The 20,612-nt window shown below is 63.2% G+C and carries 21 protein-coding genes; 12 read left to right on the forward strand and 9 right to left on the reverse strand.

Annotated features, from left to right (window positions below; genetic code table 11):
- Positions 1–2 precede the first annotated feature (2 nt).
- The gene (locus AC1ROT_RS15855) at positions 3–323 is read left to right on the forward strand and encodes a hypothetical protein (protein ID WP_493000131.1); all 321 of its coding nucleotides are present in this window, start codon (positions 3–5) and stop codon (positions 321–323) included.
- Positions 324–326: 3 nt separating this feature from the next.
- Here the strand turns inward: AC1ROT_RS15855 and AC1ROT_RS15860 are convergent, their stop codons facing one another.
- On the reverse strand, positions 327–1,745 hold the full coding sequence (locus AC1ROT_RS15860; RefSeq protein WP_493000133.1) for an MFS transporter: 1,419 nt from the start codon (positions 1,743–1,745) through the stop codon (positions 327–329).
- Positions 1,746–1,862: 117 nt separating this feature from the next.
- Between AC1ROT_RS15860 and AC1ROT_RS15865 the strand changes: the two genes are divergently transcribed.
- The 3 genes from AC1ROT_RS15865 to AC1ROT_RS15875 all read left to right on the forward strand — a co-directional run bounded on the left by AC1ROT_RS15865 (position 1,863) and on the right by AC1ROT_RS15875 (position 5,883).
- The gene (locus AC1ROT_RS15865) at positions 1,863–2,675 is read left to right on the forward strand and encodes a crotonase/enoyl-CoA hydratase family protein (RefSeq protein WP_493000135.1); all 813 of its coding nucleotides are present in this window, start codon (positions 1,863–1,865) and stop codon (positions 2,673–2,675) included.
- Positions 2,676–2,777: 102 nt separating this feature from the next.
- Positions 2,778–4,640 carry a feruloyl-CoA synthase gene (locus AC1ROT_RS15870; RefSeq protein ID WP_493000136.1) on the forward strand — a complete coding sequence of 621 codons (1,863 nt, stop codon included), beginning with the start codon at positions 2,778–2,780 and terminating at the stop codon, positions 4,638–4,640.
- Positions 4,630–5,883, forward strand: a complete 1,254-nt coding sequence (locus tag AC1ROT_RS15875; protein ID WP_493000138.1) for a thiolase family protein — start codon at positions 4,630–4,632, stop codon at positions 5,881–5,883. Before AC1ROT_RS15870 ends, AC1ROT_RS15875 begins: the two co-directional genes overlap by 11 nt.
- Positions 5,884–5,887: 4 nt before the next feature.
- On the opposite strand, the gene AC1ROT_RS15880 is transcribed toward AC1ROT_RS15875, so the two are convergent.
- Both AC1ROT_RS15880 and AC1ROT_RS15885 read right to left on the reverse strand, forming a co-directional pair.
- Positions 5,888–6,382, reverse strand: a complete 495-nt coding sequence (locus AC1ROT_RS15880) for a MarR family winged helix-turn-helix transcriptional regulator (protein ID WP_493000139.1) — start codon at positions 6,380–6,382, stop codon at positions 5,888–5,890.
- Positions 6,383–6,443: 61 nt separating this feature from the next.
- On the reverse strand, positions 6,444–7,205 hold the full coding sequence (locus AC1ROT_RS15885) for an IclR family transcriptional regulator (RefSeq protein ID WP_493001167.1): 762 nt from the start codon (positions 7,203–7,205) through the stop codon (positions 6,444–6,446).
- Positions 7,206–7,364: 159 nt separating this feature from the next.
- On the opposite strand from AC1ROT_RS15885, the gene pcaH reads away from it, so the two are divergent.
- From pcaH to pcaC, 5 genes are read left to right on the forward strand one after another with little or no spacing between them, the layout of a single operon-like run.
- Positions 7,365–8,072: a protocatechuate 3,4-dioxygenase subunit beta gene (pcaH, locus tag AC1ROT_RS15890; protein ID WP_493000141.1), complete on the forward strand. Its 708-nt coding sequence runs from the start codon at positions 7,365–7,367 to the stop codon at positions 8,070–8,072.
- 20 nt (positions 8,073–8,092) lie between these two features.
- Positions 8,093–8,665, forward strand: a complete 573-nt coding sequence (gene pcaG / locus AC1ROT_RS15895; protein WP_493000143.1) for a protocatechuate 3,4-dioxygenase subunit alpha — start codon at positions 8,093–8,095, stop codon at positions 8,663–8,665.
- A 28-nt stretch (positions 8,666–8,693) separates the two neighbouring features.
- Positions 8,694–10,049, forward strand: coding sequence for a 3-carboxy-cis,cis-muconate cycloisomerase (locus AC1ROT_RS15900; protein WP_493000145.1), 1,356 nt, complete (start codon positions 8,694–8,696; stop codon positions 10,047–10,049).
- 17 nt (positions 10,050–10,066) lie between these two features.
- Positions 10,067–10,849: a 3-oxoadipate enol-lactonase gene (gene pcaD, locus AC1ROT_RS15905; RefSeq protein ID WP_493000147.1), complete on the forward strand. Its 783-nt coding sequence runs from the start codon at positions 10,067–10,069 to the stop codon at positions 10,847–10,849.
- 10 nt (positions 10,850–10,859) lie between these two features.
- Positions 10,860–11,255 (forward strand): 4-carboxymuconolactone decarboxylase, encoded by a 396-nt coding sequence (gene pcaC, locus AC1ROT_RS15910; RefSeq protein WP_492971592.1) that lies wholly within the window; start codon positions 10,860–10,862, stop codon positions 11,253–11,255.
- 75 nt (positions 11,256–11,330) lie between these two features.
- Here pcaC and AC1ROT_RS15915 read toward each other — a convergent pair whose 3' ends face one another.
- From AC1ROT_RS15915 to AC1ROT_RS15940, 6 genes are all read right to left on the reverse strand, one after another.
- The gene (locus AC1ROT_RS15915) at positions 11,331–12,689 is read right to left on the reverse strand and encodes a DEAD/DEAH box helicase (protein WP_492971591.1); all 1,359 of its coding nucleotides are present in this window, start codon (positions 12,687–12,689) and stop codon (positions 11,331–11,333) included.
- A gap of 269 nt (positions 12,690–12,958) precedes the next feature.
- A complete protein-coding gene (locus tag AC1ROT_RS15920) occupies positions 12,959–13,810 on the reverse strand; it encodes an amidohydrolase family protein (RefSeq protein WP_492971590.1) in 852 nt (283 codons plus the stop codon).
- A gap of 20 nt (positions 13,811–13,830) precedes the next feature.
- A complete protein-coding gene (locus AC1ROT_RS15925) occupies positions 13,831–14,916 on the reverse strand; it encodes a mandelate racemase/muconate lactonizing enzyme family protein (protein ID WP_493000149.1) in 1,086 nt (361 codons plus the stop codon).
- 8 nt (positions 14,917–14,924) lie between these two features.
- Entirely contained in the window at positions 14,925–15,740 is an 816-nt protein-coding gene (locus AC1ROT_RS15930; protein WP_493000151.1) for an NAD-dependent epimerase/dehydratase family protein, read from the reverse strand.
- 21 nt (positions 15,741–15,761) lie between these two features.
- Positions 15,762–16,673 carry a 5-dehydro-4-deoxyglucarate dehydratase gene (gene kdgD / locus AC1ROT_RS15935; protein ID WP_492971587.1) on the reverse strand — a complete coding sequence of 304 codons (912 nt, stop codon included), beginning with the start codon at positions 16,671–16,673 and terminating at the stop codon, positions 15,762–15,764.
- A gap of 39 nt (positions 16,674–16,712) precedes the next feature.
- The gene (locus AC1ROT_RS15940; RefSeq protein WP_492971586.1) at positions 16,713–17,450 is read right to left on the reverse strand and encodes a FadR/GntR family transcriptional regulator; all 738 of its coding nucleotides are present in this window, start codon (positions 17,448–17,450) and stop codon (positions 16,713–16,715) included.
- Positions 17,451–17,749: 299 nt separating this feature from the next.
- On the opposite strand from AC1ROT_RS15940, the gene AC1ROT_RS15945 reads away from it, so the two are divergent.
- From AC1ROT_RS15945 to AC1ROT_RS15955, 3 genes are all read left to right on the forward strand, one after another.
- The gene (locus AC1ROT_RS15945; protein ID WP_493000152.1) at positions 17,750–18,730 is read left to right on the forward strand and encodes a TRAP transporter substrate-binding protein; all 981 of its coding nucleotides are present in this window, start codon (positions 17,750–17,752) and stop codon (positions 18,728–18,730) included.
- A gap of 93 nt (positions 18,731–18,823) precedes the next feature.
- Positions 18,824–19,264, forward strand: a complete 441-nt coding sequence (locus tag AC1ROT_RS15950) for a TRAP transporter small permease (RefSeq protein ID WP_492971584.1) — start codon at positions 18,824–18,826, stop codon at positions 19,262–19,264.
- Complete coding sequence (locus AC1ROT_RS15955) at positions 19,255–20,547, forward strand: TRAP transporter large permease (protein WP_492971583.1); 1,293 nt, start codon at positions 19,255–19,257, stop codon at positions 20,545–20,547. The genes AC1ROT_RS15950 and AC1ROT_RS15955 overlap by 10 nt, the downstream gene beginning before the upstream one ends.
- Positions 20,548–20,612 lie beyond the last annotated feature (65 nt).

Below are 20,612 nucleotides of genomic sequence, written 5' to 3' on the forward strand. Positions count from 1 at the left end.
CGATGCGTTCCGGTCAGATTGTCGCAGTGTGTACCGGAAACCCGCATATCGGCTGTTTTCCGCGCTACATATTTTTCAGGAACTGCCGCGATTTATGCGTGTTTTATGACTGTCAGGAGGATTTTTCCATGGGACAGCACAGCAAACCCGGTTCGCAAAACGCCAAGCAGCAGGAACAGGAGATTGATTATTCGCGTCTGCGCCGCCGCCGCCGCGGCGATGATGTCGCGCAACAGCAAAAAGCGCAGAGCGCCAGGGATCACGCCGGCGTGGGCCCGCAGGGCAACATTCGCCAGAATACGCATTACCATCAGGATCGCTGACCTTTACGGGTCTTCCATGCTGAGCGGCCGGGCGATCTCTTCCAGGGGTTTTCGTTCGGCCGCCGTGCCCCAGATCGCCTGGATCACGCCCGCAGCCAGCATCAGCGCCGCGCCCAGCAGATAGCCGCCAAACACGCTGTCGCGCGAACCGGTCTCGATCAGCGCGCCAAACAGCGCAGGCGCGGCAACACCACCCAGACCGGTGCCAATGGCATAGAAGATGGCAATGGCCAGGGCGCGGATTTCCAGCGGGAAGGTTTCACTCACGGTCAGATAGGCTGAGCTTGCCGCTGCCGATGCAAAGAAGAAGATCAGGGTCCAGGCCATGGTCTGGCTGCGGCTGGTCAACAGGTCCTGCTGGAACAGCCAGCCGGTAAGAGCCAGCAGCACGGCAGAAATGATGAATGTGCCGGCAATCATCGGGCGTCGTCCGATGGTGTCGAAGTATCGTCCGAGCAGCAGCGGCCCCAGCACATTGCCGGCTGCAAACGGCAGGATGTACCAGCCGACATCGGCCGGCGGCACGGCATAGAAATTGGTCAGTACCAGTGCATAGGTGAAAAAGATCGCGTTATAGAAAAAGGCCTGCGCCACCATGAGGCTCAGGCCTACCAGGGCGCGGCGGCGATGGCGATAAAACAGAATATGCGCCACCTCCAGCAGGCCCGGGGCGGCACGCGGGCGGATATGCAGCATGGTCGCGGGGGTGTTCTGATGCGCCGCCGGCGCGTTTTTCTCGATCTCGACGACAATTGCCTCGGCTTCCGTCACGCGGCCGTGCACCAGCAGCCAGCGCGGGCTTTCCGGCAGCCACAGCCGCATCAGCAGGATCGGCAGCGCCAACAGCGCGCCGATCAGGAAGCAGATGCGCCAGCCCCAGTCGGGCCCGAAAGACGCCGTATCGAGCAGCACGAGTGAGCCGACAGCGCCCATGCCGGCGCCGATCCAGAAGGTGCCGTTGATGGTCAGATCGCTCCAGCCGCGATAGCGCGCCGGGATCAGCTCCTGGATGGTGGAGTTGATCGCCGTGTATTCGCCGCCGATGCCGGCGCCAGTGAGACAGCGGAACAGCGCGAAGCTCCAGATATCCCATGACAGCGCCGTGCCTGCCGTGGCCAGTCCGTACAGGGCCAGCGTGATGAAGAAGAGTTTGCGGCGGCCGAGCCGGTCAGTCAGCCAGCCGAAGAATAGAGCGCCCAGCACGGCGCCGGCCAGATAGGCGCTGCTGGCCAGGCCGATCTCCACATTGCTGAAGCCGAGACTCGCCTCGCTTTTCAGCATGCTGGCGACAGCTCCAGCCAGGGTCACTTCCAGTCCGTCGAGAATCCAGGTGATCCCGAGCGTCACCACCACAAGGGTGTGAAAGCGGCCCCAGGGCAGCCGGTCCAGCCGGCAGGGCAGATCGGTCCGGATCACCGCCATATCGGTTAATCCAGCGGCATTCTGGCCGGCCGGCGGGGATTTTGAGTCCCCTTGCCATCGCCGGCAAAATAGTTATGCTTCATAACAATTATCGCTCGAGCAAAAAAGATAACCGTCATGCGTCTCGATCCTGTTGACCGTTCCGAAGCCGAACTCAGCCTGCCGCCCACACTGGGCGTGAATGTGCAGGGCGAGGTCGCCGTGCTTACGCTGAAGCGTGCGGAAAAACGTAACGCCCTGGACAACGTCACGGTTCTGGGCCTGCAGAGCTTTTTCATGGCCCCGCCGCCCGGCGTGAAGGCGGTGGTGCTGGCTGGCGAAGGCGAACATTTCTCCGCTGGCCTCGATCTGAGCGCCACGCAGGAGCTGTCATCCACCGATGGCGTGTTCCATTCCCGCATGTGGCACGAATCCTTCCGCCACATTCAGTTCGGCAAGGTGCCGGTGATTTCGGTGCTGCATGGCGCGGTGATCGGCGGCGGCCTGGAGCTGGCTGCATCGACGCATGTGCGCATTGCCGAACCTTCGGCTTTCTATGCGTTGCCTGAAGGTCAGCGCGGCATCTTTGTCGGCGGCGGCGGTTCGGTCCGCATCCCGAAGCTGATCGGCGTGTCGCGTATGATGGATATGATGCTGACCGGCCGTGTCTACAAGGCCGAAGAAGGCCATGCCATCGGCCTGACCCAGTATCTGGTCGATGAAGGCCAGGGCATGGCGACGGCCATGGATCTGGCGAAGAAGATTGCGGCCAATGCGCCGATGACCAATTTTGCTGTCATGCATGCCCTGCCGCGCATCGCCGACAGTTCGCCCGAGGCCGGTTACATGATGGAGGCGATGATCTCGTCGATCGCTCAGGCCGATATCGAAGCCAAGACCCGGATCCGCGACTTCCTGGAGAAGCGCGCCGGTAAGGTCGGCAAGGACTGAAACGGTAAGAAATAGCCCGACCGCGCATACCGCGGCGGGTTCCTGCCTGGCTGGCTTCCGGATGCCGGCCTCAGAATGGCAGACTTGGGAGGAGTTACGCGTATGGCACATCCGCATCGTCAGGTTCGCTACGGCCGCGCCGACACCCGGCTGACCCGCAAGCCCGACGGCACTATCCTCATGGACTCGCCGGAGCCACTGGAGGCTTATCCGGACAAGCTGACCGAGCGACTGGTACACTGGGCCAGAGTGGCGCCGGATCGTACCTTCATGGCGCAACGGGACGACAGCGGCGCCTGGCGGCGCCTGACCTATGCCGATCTCCTGTCTCGCGTGCGCGCCATCGGGCAGGCGCTGCTGGATCGCAGGCTCTCGGCCGAACGGCCGGTCGCCATCCTTTCCGATAACGACCTGGAGCATCTGAAACTGGCGCTGGCCGCCCAGTATGTCGGCGTGCCCTCGGCGGCGATCTCGCCCGCCTATGCGCTGGTCTCCACGGATTTTGCCAAGCTGAAGCATGTTCTGGGCCTGTTGCAGCCCGGTCTGGTCTTCGCCGCCGATGGTGCGCGCTTTGCCAAGTCGATTGCCGCAGCGGTGTCTGATGATGTGGAAGTGGTAGTGACCGCCGGTGCCGCCGGTCGGCCTGCCACCGCCTTCGAGGCTTTGCTGGCAACGCCGGCCACGGCAGCTGTCGAACAGGCCCATGATGCCGTCGGCCCCGATACGGTGGCCAAATTCCTGTTCACCTCCGGCTCCACCGGCATGCCCAAGGGCGTGATCAATACCCAGCGCATGCTGTGCAGCAACCAGCAGATGATCGCGCAGTCGCTGCCGGTCTTTGCCGAGGAGCCGCCGGTCTTCATCGACTGGCTGCCGTGGAATCACACCTTCGGCGGTAACCACAATATCGGCATCACGCTGTATAACGGCGGCTCGCTTTATATCGACGATGGCAAGCCAGTGCCGGCGCTGATCGAGCGCACAGTGCGCAACCTGAAAGAAATTGCCCCCACGGTGTATTTCAACGTGCCCAAGGGCTTTGAAATGCTGGTGCCTTACCTGCGCGACGACAGGCAGTTGCGCGAGATGTTTTTCAGCCGTCTGAAGATGATCTTCTTCTCCGGTGCTGCCCTGCCGCAGCATGTGTGGACCGCGCTGGAAGAGCTCGCGGTCGAGACCATCGGCGTGCGCATCCCGATCATCAGCGGCCTGGGGTCCACCGAGACGGCGCCCTTTGCCCTCTGCGCCAACTGGCCGGTCGACCGCTCGGGCATCATCGGCCTGCCGGTGCCGGGTCTGGAACTGAAGCTGGTGCCCAATGGCGAGAAGCTGGAAGTGCGCGTGCGCGGCCCCAATATCACGCCGGGCTACTGGCGCATGCCAGAGGTCAGCGCCAAGTCTTTCGACGAGGACGGCTACTACATGATGGGGGACGCGGCGCGCTTCATCGATCCCGACCAGCCCGGGAAGGGCCTGATGTTCGATGGCCGCATCTCCGAAGACTTCAAACTGACCAGCGGTACCTGGGTCAGTGTCGGTCCGCTCCGCGGCCGCTTCATCGCCCATTTCGCACCCTATGTCCGCGATGTGGTGATTGCCGGGCATGACCGCGACATGCTGGCCGGGCTGGTGATCCTCGATCTCGACAACTGCCGGCCGCTTTGCCCTGAATTGCCGGCCAATGCGGGCATTGCCCAGATCGCCCATGCGCCGGGCGTGCGGGCTGCCTTCGCCGAGCGGCTGGCCAGCTTCATCGCGCAGTCGACCGGCAGCGCCAGCCGTATCGAGCGGCTGGTGATCCTGGATGAACTGCCTTCGCTGGATGTCGGCGAGGTCACCGACAAGGGGTCGATCAACCAGCGTGCGGTCCTGAATCATCGCGCGCCGCTGGTCGACGATCTTTACGCCGGTTCCCCCTCAGACCGCGTCATCACCGCCAAAGAGAGAATCGCCCATGTCGCCTAATCCCGGTCTCGCCCAAGCCTACAAGGATATCTGGCTGCTGGATGGCGTACGCACGCCGTTTGCCGACTATATGGGGCCGCTGGCCGATATCTCGCCGATCGATCTCGGCATCAAGGTTGCGCGCGAAGTGCTGAAGAAAGCCGATATGCCGGCGGCCGATATCGGCAGCGTCGTGGCCGGCAATATGGCGCAGGCGTCTTATGATGCCTACATGCTGCCGCGTCATGTCGGCCTTTATGCCGGCGTGCCGGTCGAAGTGCCGGCGCATCTGGTGCAGCGCGTCTGCGGTACCGGCATCGAGGCGATCATGCAGGCGGCCGGGCAGATCATGCTGGGCCAGACCGAGGCCGGGCTGGTGGTTGGCGCGGAGTCGATGAGCCGCAATCCGGTGGCGTCCTACACCCATCGTAACGGTTTCCGTATGGGTCAGGTGGAGTTCAAGGACTTCCTGTGGGAAGCGCTGATCGATCCGGCGCCAGGCATCATGATGGGCGACACGGCCGAGAATCTGGCGCGCGAATACCAGATCACCCGGGAAGAGGTGGATGCTTATGCCGCCGAAAGCTTCGACCGCGCCGTGAAGGCGAAAGAGAAGGGCTATTTCGGCGACGAGATTACCGCGGTGATCAGCGAGGAGTTTGCGCTGCCGGGTTACAACAGCCGCGGCATCAAGCTGAGCCGCAAGACGCCCGCCGTGAGCGAGGATACCCATGTCCGGCCCTCGCCGGTGGAAACCCTGGCCAAGATTCGTCCTGCTTTCGGCGGTGTGCAGACCGGCGGCAACTCGTCTGCCGTGGTGGATGGCGCCGCGGCCGCCATCGTGGTGTCGGGCGATTATCTGCGCAGCAAGGGCAAAACGCCGCTTGGCCGCATCGTTGCCGGCGCCAGTGTCGGCGTGAAGCCGGAAGTGATGGGCATCGGTCCGGTGCCGGCGATCCAGGCTGTTTGCGCCAAGGCCGGTATCAGTGTCGATCAGATCGACCGTTTCGAGATCAACGAGGCCTTTGGCGCCCAGGTGATGGCCTGCATGCGGGCGCTCAACATTCCGCGCGACAAGCTGAATGTGAATGGCGGCGCGATTGCTATCGGTCATCCGCTCGGTGCCACTGGTGTCCGGCTCTCGGTGACCGTCGCGCGCGAGCTGAAGCGGTCTGGCCTGCGCTATGGTGTGGCGTCGGCCTGTATCGGCGGTGGCCAGGGTATCGCCATGCTGATCGAGAATCCGGACGCTGTCCGGCCGTAAACGATCAGTCCAGGTTGGTCAGGCGTTCCAGCAGGGCGAGCAGTTTCTGCTTGTCTTCGCCAAGCACGGCGTCAACCCGCTTTTCGTGATGACTCAGCAGGCGGCGATAGGCTTCCTTCAGGAAGCTTTCGCCCTTTGCCGTCAGATATAGCGCGTTTGAGCGACGGTCGTCGGGCGCCGGGGCGCGGCGCGCCAGCTTGCGCTGTTCCAGTTCGTCCAGCAGGGCGACGAAATTGGCCCGATTGATGCCGAGTGCTTCGCTGACCCGGGACTGCTTCAGGCCGGGATTGGCATCGATGATGGCCAGCACGGAAAACTGGGCCGGCCGCAGATCGAACGGCTTCATCACCGTCATGAAATCCTGGAAGACGGCGAGCTGGGCCCGGCGCAGGCGATAGCCGAGCAGATCCTGCAGCGGACCCAGATCGACGGCGACACCGGTATCCTGTTCAGGCGAGGATTGGTCCGCCAGGGCGGGCTTGCGACGGGTAGAGGCCATATCTGTGCTTAGACAATATTGCCGTCGCTGACAATCACTGTTGCTGCCCAGCCGGCACGGATCAGGCCAGCGCCATGCGGATACCTTCGGCGGCATAGAGCAGCGGCGACAGGTAGCGCTGCTGCATCTCTTCTGCCGTGATGCGGGTGGCGTGCCCGCTGACATTCATCGCGGCCAATACCCGGCCGCCCTGGTTGCGGATCGGCACGGCAATCGAACGCAGGCCGATTTCCAACTCCTGGTCGACCATGGCATAGCCGATGCGGCGTGCTTCGCCGATGGCGCTGCGCAGACCTTCGCTGTCGGTCACGGTATGCGGGGTCAGCGGCGTGAACTTCGCCTCGTTGAAATACTGGTCCAGTTCGCCGGGCCGCAGATCCGCCAGCAACACGCGGCCCATAGATGTGCAATAGGCAGGCAGGCGCGTGCCGATACCCAGCGCCACCGACATGATGCGTTTGGTCGGTACGCGGGCGACATAGACGATGTCGCTGCCTTCCAGCACCGAGATGGAACAGGATTCATTCACCTGTTCGGTCAGCCGCTCCATGAAGGGTTGGGCGCGTTCCCAGATATGCATCGAGGTCAGGAAAGCGAAGCCGAGTTCCAGCACGCGTGGTGTCAGGCGGAAGTATTTGCCGTCGCCGGTGACATAACCCAGCTCGCACAGCGTCAGCAGATAGCGGCGCGCGGCGGCGCGCGTCATATCGGCGCGACGGGCCACTTCGCTGAGGGTCATCTCGTCATTGTCGCGGTCGAACGCGGTGATGACCCGCAGGCCCCGGGCCAGCGAAGTGGAGAAGTCGCGCGCATTGATGGTCATTGTTGACAAGGTCGGCCGGCCTCCCTGTAATGTTTGTTTATAGAACTATTGTGCGTTATGCGCACAATAAGTCAAGGAAATGTCGGATTTTTTGACATAGATCAGCGCCAACCCGCTCAGGCCGGGTTATAAGTATCCGTAAGCGTTAAGGAGGAAACGATGTCCGAGATCATCGGCTACAAACGGCCGGCGGCTGGCACCCAGCCCAATTACCTGCACCCGCCCTATCAGTCCTCGATCAAGCGGGCACCCGGCAAGCCGCTGATCCGCATGGCCCATACCCTGTCGGAAGTGACAGGCCCGGTTTACGGCCATGAGCGCATCGGCCCGAATGACAACGACCTGACCAAGCAGCATGCCGGCGAACCGCTGGGCGAGCGCATGATCCTGTCCGGCCGGGTGCTGGACGAGGCTGGCCGCCCGGTGCCGCATACCCTGGTCGAAATCTGGCAGGCCAATGCCTGCGGCCGCTATCCGCATCCGGCCGACCAGCATGACGCGCCGCTCGACCCGAATTTCACCGGCTACGGCCGCACTGCCACCGATGACGAAGGCCGCTACCGCTTCGTCACCATCAAGCCCGGCGCCTATCCGTGGCGGAATCACCACAATGCCTGGCGTCCGCAGCATATCCATTTCTCGCTGTTCGGGCCGAGCTTCATGACCCGCATGGTCACCCAGATGTATTTCCCGGGCGATCCGCTGCTGCCCCATGATCCGATCTTCAACTGCGTCACGGACCAGCGCTCGCGCGACGGCATGATCTCGAAATTTGATTTTGAGACCACGATCCCGGAATTCGCCCTGGGCTATCAGTGGGACATCATCCTGCGCGGCCGCGACGCCACGCCCATGGAAAACAAGTAAGCCGGCCGGAGACGTTTGACATGACTCTTGTTCCCACTGCTTCCGCCACCGTCGGCCCCTACCTGCATATCGGCCTGGTGCCGCTGGCTGTGAACGACATCGCCAGGGATGCGTCCAAGGGCGAGAAGATCGTCATCACCGGCCGGATTTTCGACGGCGAAGGCCAGCCGATTCCCGATGCCCTGGTCGAATTCTGGCAGGCCAATGCCGATGGCAAATACGCCCATGTCGAGGATACGCAGGACAAGCCGCTGGATGGCGCATTCACCGGTTTCGGCCGCGTGCCGACCGACAAGGAAGGCCGTTACAGCTTTACCACGGTGAAGCCCGGACCGGTTCCCGGCCCCGGCAATGCCCTGCAGGCCCCGCATATCGTGGTCTGCCTGTTCATGCGCGGCATGCTCAAGCACCTCTATACCCGGATCTATTTCTCGGACGAGACGGCAGCCAATGCCAACGATCCGGTTCTGGGCCTGGTGGAGGATGCGGCGCGCAAGCCGACCATCGTGGCCGAGCGGTTGGCCGGCAAGGCCGAATATCGCTGGGACATTCATATGCAGGGCGAGCGGGAAACCGTCTTTTTCGATTGCTGATCCCCCGCGGGCTCAGCAACATGCTGGCATGACGACTCACACAGAGACGGGCCTGCTCGGTCCGCTGTTTCACGGCTCTGCAATCGGCGCGGTCTTCACCGACCGCGCCCATCTGCAGGGCATGCTGGATTTCGAGGCGGCTCTGGCCCGCGCGGAAGCAAAGGTGGGTGTTATTCCCGCGGCTGCCGTTGCGCCGATTGCCGCGCAATGCGACGCCGCGCTCTACGATATTGCCGAACTGGCCGAGGGCGCAACGCGCGGCGGCAACACCGCCATTCCGCTGGTTAAAGCGCTGACGGCAAAGGTCGCGGCCAGGGACAAGGACGCCGCGGGCTTCGTGCATTGGGGCGCCACCAGCCAGGATGCGATGGATACCGGGTTGGTCTTGCAGTTGGGCAAGGCCCTGGCGTTGATCGAGGCCGATCTGTCGCGCCTCTCCGCTGCGCTCGCCGATCTGGCGAAAAAACACCGCCAGACGCCGATGGTCGGCCGCACTTGGCTGCAGCATGCCCTGCCGATCACCTTCGGCCTGAAAGCGGCCGGTTGGCTCGATGCTGTCGAACGCCATCGCGACCGGCTGGCGGAATTGAAGCCGCGCCTGCTGGTGCTGCAGTTCGGCGGCGCGGCCGGTACGCTGGCGGCGCTCGGCGACAAGGGCCTTACGGTGGCCGAGGCTCTGGCCACCGATCTGAAGCTGTCGCTCCCGGCCACGCCCTGGCATGGCGCGCGCGACCGCGTGGTGGAACTGGGCACAACCCTGGCCCTGCTGACCGGTACCTTGGGCAAGATGGCGCGCGACGTGGCGCTGCTGATGCAGACCGATGTGGGTGAGGTTTTCGAACCGGCGGGCGAGGGCAGGGGCGGTTCATCGACCATGCCGCACAAGCGCAATCCGGTGGCCTGCGCCGCTGTACTGGCCGCAGCCACGCGAGTGCCGCATCTGGCGGGCAGCCTGCTGTCGGGCATGGTGCAGGAGCATGAGCGCGGCCTGGGCGGCTGGCATGCCGAATGGACGGTGCTGCCCGAGCTGGTGCAACTTGGCGCCGGCGCTCTGCAGCATATGGCCGAGATCATGACCGGACTGGACGTGCAGCCTGATCGCATGCGCGAGAATCTGGATGCGACCGATGGCCTGATTATGGCCGAGGCTGTGACCATGGCTCTGGGCGTGAAGATCGGCCGCATGACGGCACATAAGCTGGTCGAGGCGGCATCCAAGCGCGCGGTTGCGGCAAAACGGCATCTGCGGAGTGTCCTGGCCGACGACAAGGATGTGATGGCGCATCTGACGCCGGCCGACCTCGATGGTCTGTTCGATCCGCTGGGCTATAGCGGGGTTGCGGTGGCGCTGGTCGATCGCGTTCTGGCTGCCCGCAAGCCATAAGAAAATCCGGAGGAGTCATGTCGCATATCACGACCGATGACGGCGTTTCGCTGCACTACAGGCTGGACGGGCCTGCAGACGCGCCGATTCTGGTGATGTCGAATTCCCTGGGCACCGACCTTTCCATGTGGGATGCGCAGATGCCGGCGCTGCAGCAGCGTTTCCGCGTGTTGCGCTACGACACCCGCGGTCATGGCCAGTCCGGTCTGCCGCCGGCGCCCTATCAGGTCGAGCGTCTTGGCAAGGATGTGGTGGCCCTGCTGGATGCACTGGATATCCCGCAGGCGATGTTCTGTGGTCTGTCCATGGGTGGCATGACCGGGATGTGGCTGGGCGTGCATGCGCCGCAGCGCTTCTCCAAACTGGTCCTGTGCAATACGGCCGCCAAGATCGGCACGCCCGATGTCTGGAACACCCGCATTGCCGCCGTGCAGAAAGGCGGCATGGCCGCCATTGTGCCCGGCGTGATCCAGCGCTGGTTCACCGAAGGCTTCGTGAAGGCGCAGCCGGCGGCGGTTGAGCGCATCTCCAGCGTTCTGCTGGCGACGAAGCCGGAAGGCTATAACGCCGCCTGCGGCGCGGTGCGTGACATGGACCAACGCGAAAGCATCGCCGCGATCCGCCTTCCGGTCCTGGTGATCGCCGGTACGCATGATCTGGCCACAACGGCCGCCGATGGCAAGCTGGCCGCGGACACCATTCCCGGCGCCCGCTATGTCGAATTTCCGGCGGCGCATCTGTCGAATGTGGAAGTGGCGGCCGACTTCACCAAGGAACTGACCGGCTTCCTGGCCGGCTGAGGAGACAGCAATGGATGACAAGCAGCGTTACGGCGCCGGCATGACGGTGCGGCGTGCGGTTCTGGGCGATACCCATGTTGACCGCTCGCTCGCCAAGATCACGCCGTTCAACGAGGAATTCCAAAATTTCATCACCCGCTATGCCTGGGGCGAAGTCTGGACCCGGCCCGGCCTGGAGCGGAAGACGCGCAGTTGCATGACATTGTCGATGATGATCGCGCTCAATCGCCCGGACGAGTTCAAGCTGCATGTGAAGGCCGCTTTCAACAACGGCCTGACCCGCGACGATCTTAAGGAGGTCATCCTGCAGGCTTCGATCTATTGCGGCGTGCCGGCCGGCAACAGTGCCATGCACTGGGCCGAAGAGGTGTTCGTGCAGATGGAAAAGGACGGCCTCAAGACCTGAGGCCGCGTCACGCAGGCAGGGCAAATGAAAACGGCGCCGTGAAGGCGCCGTTTCCGTATCAGATGCAGGTGCGGATCAGTGGGTGGTCGCTTTGGCCTGCTGGCCGCCGCGATGACCGCCATTGGGGCGCTGGCCCTGGCGCTGCTGCTGCGGACGCTGGCCGTCGCCGCGGCCGCCTTCCGAGCGCTGGCCGCCGTGACGCTGACCGTTGCCGCGCGGATTGTTGCGGTTCTGGCCATGCGGGCGCTGTTGCTGCGGGCGGTTTTCGCCCTTCGGCTCGGCAGCCGTGGCGGCTGCCAGCTTGGCATCGCCGCGACGGTCGGTCGACTCGATGCGCTGGCGGGTGATCCGCTCGATATCGCGCAGGTAGGGACGCTCGTCCTGGGCGCAAAGCGAGATCGCCTGGCCGGCCGCGCCGGCGCGGGCCGTGCGGCCGATGCGATGGACGTAGCTTTCCGGCACGTTCGGCAGTTCGAAATTCACCACATGGCTGACGCCGGTGACATCGATGCCGCGGGCGGCAATGTCGGTGGCGACCAGCACGCGGATGCGGCCGGCCTTGAAGTCGGCCAAAGCCCGCTCGCGCTGGCTCTGCGACTTGTTGCCGTGGATGGCCGCGGCCGGCACGCCGCCACCGACCAGATGGCGGGCGACGCGGTCGGCACCATGCTTGGTACGGGTGAAGACCAGGGCGCGGGTGATGGCCGGATCGGTCATGATCTCAGCCAGCAGCGCACGCTTGCGCTCGGCCTCGATGAAGATCACCTGCTGTTCGACGCGCTCGGCGGTGGTGGCGACCGGGGTCACTTCCACTTTGACCGGATCCTTCAGGAAGCCGGCAGCGAGCTGGCCGATGGTCTGCGGCATGGTGGCCGAGAAGAACAGGCTCTGGCGCACCTTCGGCAGGGCCTGCGAGATACGCTTGATGGCATGCACGAAGCCGAGGTCCAGCATCTGGTCGGCTTCGTCCAGCACCACGGTCTCGACCTGGTCGAGACGCAGGTGACCCTGCTGCATATGGTCGATCAGGCGGCCAGGCGTGGCGACGAGCACATCGACGCCGCGCGCCAGCGCCTGGGTCTGCGGGTTCATGCCGACGCCGCCGAAGACGGTGACGACATTCAGGTTGGTCTCGCGGCCATAGGCGCGGAACTTGTCGGCGATCTGCGAGGCCAGCTCGCGGGTCGGGCTCAGGATCAGTGCGCGGCAGGTCTTCGGTGCCGGGCGACGGTTGCCGGCGGCCAGACGATGCAGGATCGGTAGGGCGAAGGCAGCAGTCTTGCCGGTGCCGGTCTGGGCGATACCCAGCAGATCGCGGCCGGCGAGCACCGGCGGAATGGCCTGGGTCTGGATCGGCGTGGGCTGGGTGTATTTGCCGGCGGTAATGGCATTGAGCAGGGCCTGGTTGAGGCCGAGGTCATTGAAACTGGTCAAAGGGGAATCCTTGAAACAAGGCATACGACGGCGCGGGGCGGGAATCGCCAGCAGCGCAACGGTCATACGCGGGGACCGATGAAACGCCCCGCGTGACCTGGGTCGTATATGAAGAGACTGAAGGCGCTGGCAGGACGAAGGAGCAGTTGGAGCGCTCTTCGTTCACGCGGCCAGGCGCGAAAGGCCATCGACGCTGGAATCAGTCCGTGGACGGCAGGCGGTATATGGGCCCACCGCCGTCCCGCGTCAAGCGAAATAACCGGTGATGGTCAGAAGCCGTACAATTCCGCGGGGTTAGCCGTGAAGATTTTCTGCCGGTCGGCCTCGTTCGGGGCCCAGTCGAGCAGCAGGTCAAGCAGTTTGGACTCGTCGGGGTAGCCGAATTTGCTGGCCTGGGCATGGGGGAAGTTGCTGGCCCAGATCATACGCTCGGGAGCGTGCTTGATCAGTGCCCTGGCGATGACGCCGACATCCTCGTAATGCGGCTTGCCGGTCAGCGAGGTCTCGTAACAGCCGGCCAGCTTGACCCAGACATTGCCGGTATCGATCAGGCGCAGCAGGCATTGGAAGGACGGATGGTCCACCGGCACCGGATCGATGAACTTGCCGATATGATCGATGACGATCTTCACCGGCAGGCGCTTGATCATCGCCTCATGCTCGGGCAGTTCGCGGCCATTGAGCTGCAGCAGCATGCTCCAGCCAAACGGCTTGATGCGGCCGGCCATTTCCTCGGCCACGTTCAGGCCCAGCGTGCCGCCCAGCAGGTTCATGATGCGGATGCCGCGGGCGCCACCAGCGGTCAGGCGCTGCAGTTCGGCATCGGCGACACCGGGTTTCACCACCACCACGGCGCGCGCCTTGTCGTGGCCCAGCTCGGCGGTGGTATCCATCACCAGGCGGTTGTCGTCGCCATAGGCGTTGGCCTGGACGACGATCACGCGCTCGATGCCCAGCCAGTCCATCACCTGACGATATTCCGGTACGCCCACCGCTGGCGGTGTCGGTGTGTTGGGCAGCGTCGTGTAGCGGTCATCGTAGAAATGGATATGGGTGTCGCAGGCCCCTTTGGGCATCTGCAGCTTCGGCTTCGGGCCGGTGAAGACGCGGGTATAGTCCATATCCATCCTCCAGGTATTCTCTAAGCGACGCGATAGCGCCGCAGGGTGTCTTCATCGGGAACGAAGCCGATGCCGGGTGCATCGGGAATGCTGATACGCCCCTGCTGCGGTAGTGGGATGTCGCAGCCACTATAGGCTTCGGGCTTCACATACATGTATTCGAACAGGCCGACGGCTTCGAGATGGGCGGCCAGTTGCAGCGTTGCCCAGTAGCCGGGGCCGAAATAGGGCGAATGCGGCATCACGGTCTTGCTTAAGCTGGCGGCATGCCGGGTCGCCTTGATGAATTCACTGACGCCGCCGATCTTGATCACGCTGGGCTGCGGGAAGGTCAGGGCAGCCGAGAGCCGGGTGAATTCCATCGCGGTGCAGGCATTTTCGCCGGCCGAGAGCGCAACGCCAAAGCGGCTAAGCGCCTTGTGGGTTTCGTAATCCTCAGGGGGGAAGGTGGGTTCCTCCACCCAGTAGAGATCGAGCGCCTTCATCTTTGGCAGCAGGTCTTCGGCCTCGGCCAAGCTCCAGGCGCAGTTCACATCGGTGGTCAGGCGAATTTCCGGCCCGATGGCGGCGCGGGCGGCGGCAATCGGCTCATAGGCGATCTCGTGCAGTTTGATATCGCGGAAGCCTTCGGCGACGGCACGCCGGGTCATCGCGGCAATCGGCTCGGCACCGCCATAGCGCACCAGGCTGGCATAGGCCGTAACACTGTCGCGTACCCGCCCGCCCAGATGCGCCGACAGGCTTTTGCCGGCCTGTTTCGCGGCCAGGTCCCAGAGCGCGATATCGATGCCGGAGATGGCGAAGATGGTGATGCCGTAACGGCCCCAGATATGCAGGTCCTGCTGCAGCTTCAGGGTGAAGGCGGCGACATCCGCGATCTCCTGCCCGACAACCAGCGGTACCACCGTATCCTGCAACAGCGCCCGCACCGCTGAGGCGCAGCCATAGGAAAACGCCTCGCCCCAGCCGACCAGGCCGTCTTCGGTTTCGATGCGCACCAAAAGGGTGTCGAATTCGGTCCAGCCGCGGCGCTTGGCCCGTGGCCCCTCGTAGAGATCGCTGAAGGGAATCTTCAGCGTGACCGTATCGACGCTTTTGATGCGCATGGAACGCGTTACTTTTTCAGTTTCTCGAAATCGCCGTCGAATTCCTGGCTGCAGAACGGCGTGCCACCCTGGAAGTAATCGCCGATCGGATCCTTGGGCAGGACTTTCTGCGCTTCCAGTGCTTCGGCGGCGAAGTCTTCCGACTGGCCGCCCGGCTTGTAGCCCAGCTTCAGCGCATGGGCGTTATCCCACCAGGCGCGCTTGTTGTCCGACATACCGTAGACGACTTCATAAACCAGATCGGGTTTCTCCAGGCCGAGACGGATGAGCTGCACCAGATCGTCGGGCCGCAGCCAGATCGACAGGCGGCGCTGGTCCAGCGGCTTGTCGCCGAAATTGCCAATGCGGATCGACAGCACGCCCATGCCATGCTTGTGGGCATAGAGCGCGCCGAGACCTTCGCCGAACAGCTTGCTCAGGCCGTAGCGGGTGTCAGGCTTCGGCACCGCTTCGATGCCGATCTTTTCGCTGCGCGGATGGAAACCCATCACATGGTTGGACGAGGCAAAGACCACGCGTTGCGTGCCGGCCTTGTGAGCGGCTTCGAACAGGTTGTAGCAGCCGATGATGTTGGCATTCAGGATGGTTTCCCAGGGGCCTTCCACCGAGAATCCGCCCAGATGCACGATGCCATCCACGCCCTTGAGCATTTTTTCGACGGCGGCGTAATCGGCCAGATCGGCGGCGATGAACTCCTCGTCGCTGCGCAGATCAGCCGGCGCCTTGAGATCGCTCAGCACCAGCTCCGGATAGAGCGGTTTCAGCAGCTGGCGCAGGCGGGTGCCGACACCGCCGCTGGCACCGGTAAGCAGAACGCGTTTCATGAATGATCCTCCCAGACCGTCTTACTGCGGACCCATCTTGTCGATCAGCACCTTGAGCATGGCATGCTCTTCCTCGCTGCAGTCGACCAGCGGCGTGCGCACCGGACCGGCATCATAACCGACCAGGCGGGCGCCGGCCTTGATGATGCTGATGGCATAGCCCGGGCGACGGTTGCGGATCGTCGAATAGGGCATGAAGAAGTCGTCGAGGATGCGGGTCGACGTGGCAACGTCATCCTTGGCAATGGCACGGTAGAAATCCATCGCCGTCTTCGGAATGAAATTGAACACGGCCGAAGAATAGACCGGTACGCCCATCGCCTTGTAGGGCGCGGCGAAGAATTCGGCAGTCGGCAGCCCGCCCAGATAGGTGAAGCGGTCGCCCATCTTGCGGCGCACGGCAACCATGAGTTCCAGATCGCCGATGCCGTCCTTGAAGCCGATCAGGTTCGGGCACTGGTCCGCCAGCCGCGCGAGGTGATCGGGTCCCAGGCGGCAGACGCCGCGATTGTAGACGATGACGCCGATCTTCACGCTTTTGCAGATCGCGGCGACATGGCGGCTGATGCCATCGGCATCGGCTTCGACCAGGTAATGCGGCAGCACCAGCAGGCCGGCAGCGCCGAGGCGTTCGGCTTCCTGGGCATATTGAATCGCCTGGCGGGTGCCGTAGCCGGTGCCGGCGATGATCGGCACCTTGCCTTTGCAGGTATCGACAGCGGTTTTCACCACGGCACTGTATTCATCGGGCGCCAGCGAGAAGAACTCGCCGGTGCCACCGGCGGCAAACAGCGCGGTGGCGCCATAGGGGGCGAGCCATTCCAGGCGGCGGCGATAGCCTTTCGGCTCGAAATTGCCGGCGGCGTCGAAATCGGTCACCGGGAAAGACAGCAGGCCGGTGGAAATCGCGGCCTTGAGAGCACTGGGTTCCATTATCTCACCTTATCTAAGAACCAATCGAATGTCGGGGTTTCAGCGGCGCGGCGCGGGTTGTTCCCGCGTCTGCTCCATCGCCTTGCGCAGGCGTTCGCGGCTGTTGCTCAGATGCAGGCGCATGGCCGAGCGGGCGGCGTCGGTGTCCTGGCGGAAGATCGCCTGATAGATGTCTTCATGTTCGCCGTTGACACGGTTCAGATAGGCGGTGCGGTCATCGGCGAAGAAGCGGAAAGTCTGCACGCGGGCGCGCGGGATCATCAGCGCGCCGAGATAGTTGAACAGATGGGTGAAATGCTGGTTGCCGGTGGCCTCGGCGATGGTCTGGTGGAAATCCAGATCCGGCGCCACGGCATCTTCGGAAGCCGCAATGGCGGCCGTCATACGGTCTAGCGCAGCACGCATGGCTTCCAGATGCTCGGGCTTGCGGCGCTGGGCGGCCAGCGCTGCGGCTTCGGCCTCCAGGCCGGTGCGCAGCTCCAGCACATTGATGACCTCTTTGATGAGGTCGAGATTGGATTCGTCGATCCGGAAGGGCTGCGTGGCGGCGCCCGGCTGCACGAAAGCACCAACGCCTTGCTGGGTGGCGACAAGGCCGGCAGCGCGTAAAGACGAGATCGCCTCGCGCACCACCGTGCGGCTGACGCCGAATTCCTCGATCAGCTCCTGCTCGCTGGGCAGTTTGTCGCCTGGCTTGAGCGCGCCTTTGGCGATGCGCTCGGTCAGCGATTTGCTCAGCTGCGAGGTCAGGGTTTCGCGTCGGCGCAGTGCCGTCACAGGGCGTCCTCCATTGGTCGAAACGAGGATTAGCATCCTTCAGCTTGTATGACAACTGATGGGTAATGGGTTTTTCCACGAGCCGGGATATAGGAGCCCAGGAAAACCGATTCGCTGCGGCGCAGCATAAAATACCCATATAATTGGCCATTAATCGAAGGTCGATTGTCGAAATTTTCTCAGCCCTCTGGATCGCCGTTGACTTCAATTCGCAGAAGTGTTGTATGATGACACGACGACTAACAAAGTGTCGCAACCGGATCGGCATATCGACCGATCCGCTAGGGAGGAGATCAAAAATGACGACTCGCGTAGCAACTCGCGCCCTGCTCGGGCTGGCGGTGGCCGCCGGTTTTGCCGGCGCGGCCTCGGCCAAGGAATTCCGCTCCTCGGACGTGCATCCGATGGACTATCCGACCGTCACGGCGGTCATCCAGATGGGCAAGCTGATCAGCGAGCGCACCGGCGGCAAGCACGGCGTCAAGGTGTTCGGCCAGAGCGCGCTCGGTTCGGAAAAAGACACGATTGAACAGACCAAGCTCGGCGCGCTCGACATGGTGCGCGTCAACAGTTCGGCCTTCAACAACATCGCGCCCGAGACCATCGTCCCGGCGCTGCCCTTCGTCTTCAAGTCGACCGCCCACATGCGCAGTGTGCTGGACGGCCCGATCGGCGAGGACATCCTGAAGTCGCTGGAGCCACAGGGCTTCATCGGCCTGGCCTTCTATGACAGCGGCGCGCGCAGCTTCTACACCACCAAGAAGCCGATCAAGACCGTTGACGATATGAAGGGCCTCAAGATCCGCGTGCAGCAATCTGACATGTGGGTTGCCATCATGCAGGCGGTGGGCGCCAATGCCACGCCGCTGCCCTATGCCGAGGTCTATACCGCGCTGAAGACCGGTGTTGTCGACGCGGCCGAGAACAACTGGCCGTCCTACGACAGCTCGCGTCATTACGAAGTGGCCAAGTATTACAGCATGACCGAACATTCGCTGGCGCCGGAAGTGCTGGTCTTCTCCAAGCGGGTCTGGGACGGCCTGGCGAAGGATGAGCAGGACGTGATCCGCAAGGCCGCCAAGGAGTCGGTGCCCTTCATGCGCAAGCAGTGGGATGATCGTGAAGCGGCCTCGCGCAAGACGGTGGAAGCCGCTGGCGCGCAGATCGTGACCGACATCGACAAGAAGGCGTTCCAGGCCGCAATGCAGCCGGTTTACACCAAGTTCGCTGGTGACGCGAAACTGCAGGCGCTGGTCAAGCGCATCCAGGACTCCAACTAAGTCGCGTAGTATCAAGCAAAGCCGGGAGTATCCATGCTGAGTTGGTTAAGTCCTATCAACGCCTGGATCTCCCGGCTTTGTATGTATGTGGCGGTGACGGGCCTGCTGGGCATCGTCACCGTCGTCACCTACCAGGTCTTCGGCCGTTACGTACTGAACGACACGCCGACCTGGGCCGAGAGTTTCGCGCTCGTCCTCGTGCTGTATGTCACCATGTTCGGCGCTGCTGTCGGCGTCCGCGATGCCGGCCATATCGGCCTGGAATCGGTGTTCATTATGATCCTGCCCGAACGGCACCGCGTCTGGGTAGAGATCATCATCCATGTCATGGTCGCCGTCTTCGGCATCGTCATGGGCTGGAATGCCTGGGTGCTGGCGGAATCGGTCATGCCCTACAAGATTCCCAATCTCGGCCTGTCCGAAGGCCTCAACCATATCCCGCTGGCGCTGGCCGGCGTGCTGATCACCCTGTTCTCGCTTGAGCACATCCTGGCCCTGATTGCGGGCAAAGAGGTTCGCCCGTCATGGCACTGACAATTCTGGCCGTCAGCTTCTTCGGCTTCCTGGTTCTCGGCGTTCCCGTCGCCTTCGCCATCGGTCTCTCGGCCATCGCCACCATCGTTTATGAAGGCCTGCCGCTGGCCGTGGTGTTCCAGCGCATGGCTGCCGGCATGAACATCTTTTCCTTCCTGGCGATCCCGTTCTTCATCTTCGCCGGTGAACTGATGCTCTACGGCGGCGTCGCCGATCGCATCGTGAAATTCGCCAAGAACCTTGTCGGCCATATCCGCGGCGGCCTCGGCATGTCGAATGTGGTGGCCTGTACGCTGTTCGGCGGCGTCTCCGGTTCGCCGGTCGCCGATGTCTCGGCCATGGGCGCCGTGATGATTCCGATGATGAAGAAGGAAGGGTATGACGCGGACTACGCCGTCAACGTCACCACCCATGCCTCGCTCGTCGGCGCGCTGATGCCGACCAGCCACAACATGATCATTTACTCGCTGGCCGCCGGCGGCAAGGTGTCGATCGCGGCGCTGATTGTGGCTGGCATGATCCCGGCGGCCCTGCTCACGCTCTGCATGCTGGTGGCCGCCTATCTGGTGGCGATCAAGCGCGGCTATCCGGCCGGCACCTTCCCGGGCTGGCCTGTCGTGCTGCGCTCGGGTGCGGCGGCGATACCGGGCCTGTTCGTGGTGGTGATCATCATCACCGGCATCCTGACCGGCGTGTTCACGGCAACCGAATCTGCGGCCATCGCGGTGGTCTATGCCATCCTGCTGGCGACGCTGCTCTACAAGTCGCTGACCTGGCAGCAGCTGATCAAGGCGGCGGCGAAAGCCGTCAAAACCACTGGCATCGTGTTGCTGCTGATCGGCGTATCGAACACCTTTGGCTACCTGATCAGCCTGTACAGTGTCGCCGATCTGACCGGCCAGGCGCTGGCCAGCATCACCACCAATCCGTGGATGATGTTTTTCCTGGTCAACCTGATCCTGTTCGTGCTTGGCACCTTCCTCGACATGGCGGCGACCATCCTGATCTGCACGCCGATCTTCCTGCCGATCTGCATGCAGTACGGCATGGGTCCGGTGCAGTTCGGCATGCTGATGCTGATCAACTGCGCGCTGGGCCTGAACACGCCACCGGTCGGTACCACGCAGTTCGTCGGCTGCGCCATCGGCGAAGTGTCGATCGGCCATGTGATGAAGACGATCTGGCCCTTCTACGGCGCCCTGATCGCGGCCCTGTTCCTGGTCACCTATGTGCCGCAGTTCTCGCTGTTCCTGCCGAACCTGATCCTCGGCCCCACCCACTGATCCAGGGCCGACCGTTTCCCATGGTTTTGTTTCTGGCGCGGATGGGCGGTGCCGCTGGAGGCGAC

It is taken from the genome of Ferrovibrio sp. GW821-FHT12E11 (genome assembly GCF_058806975.1).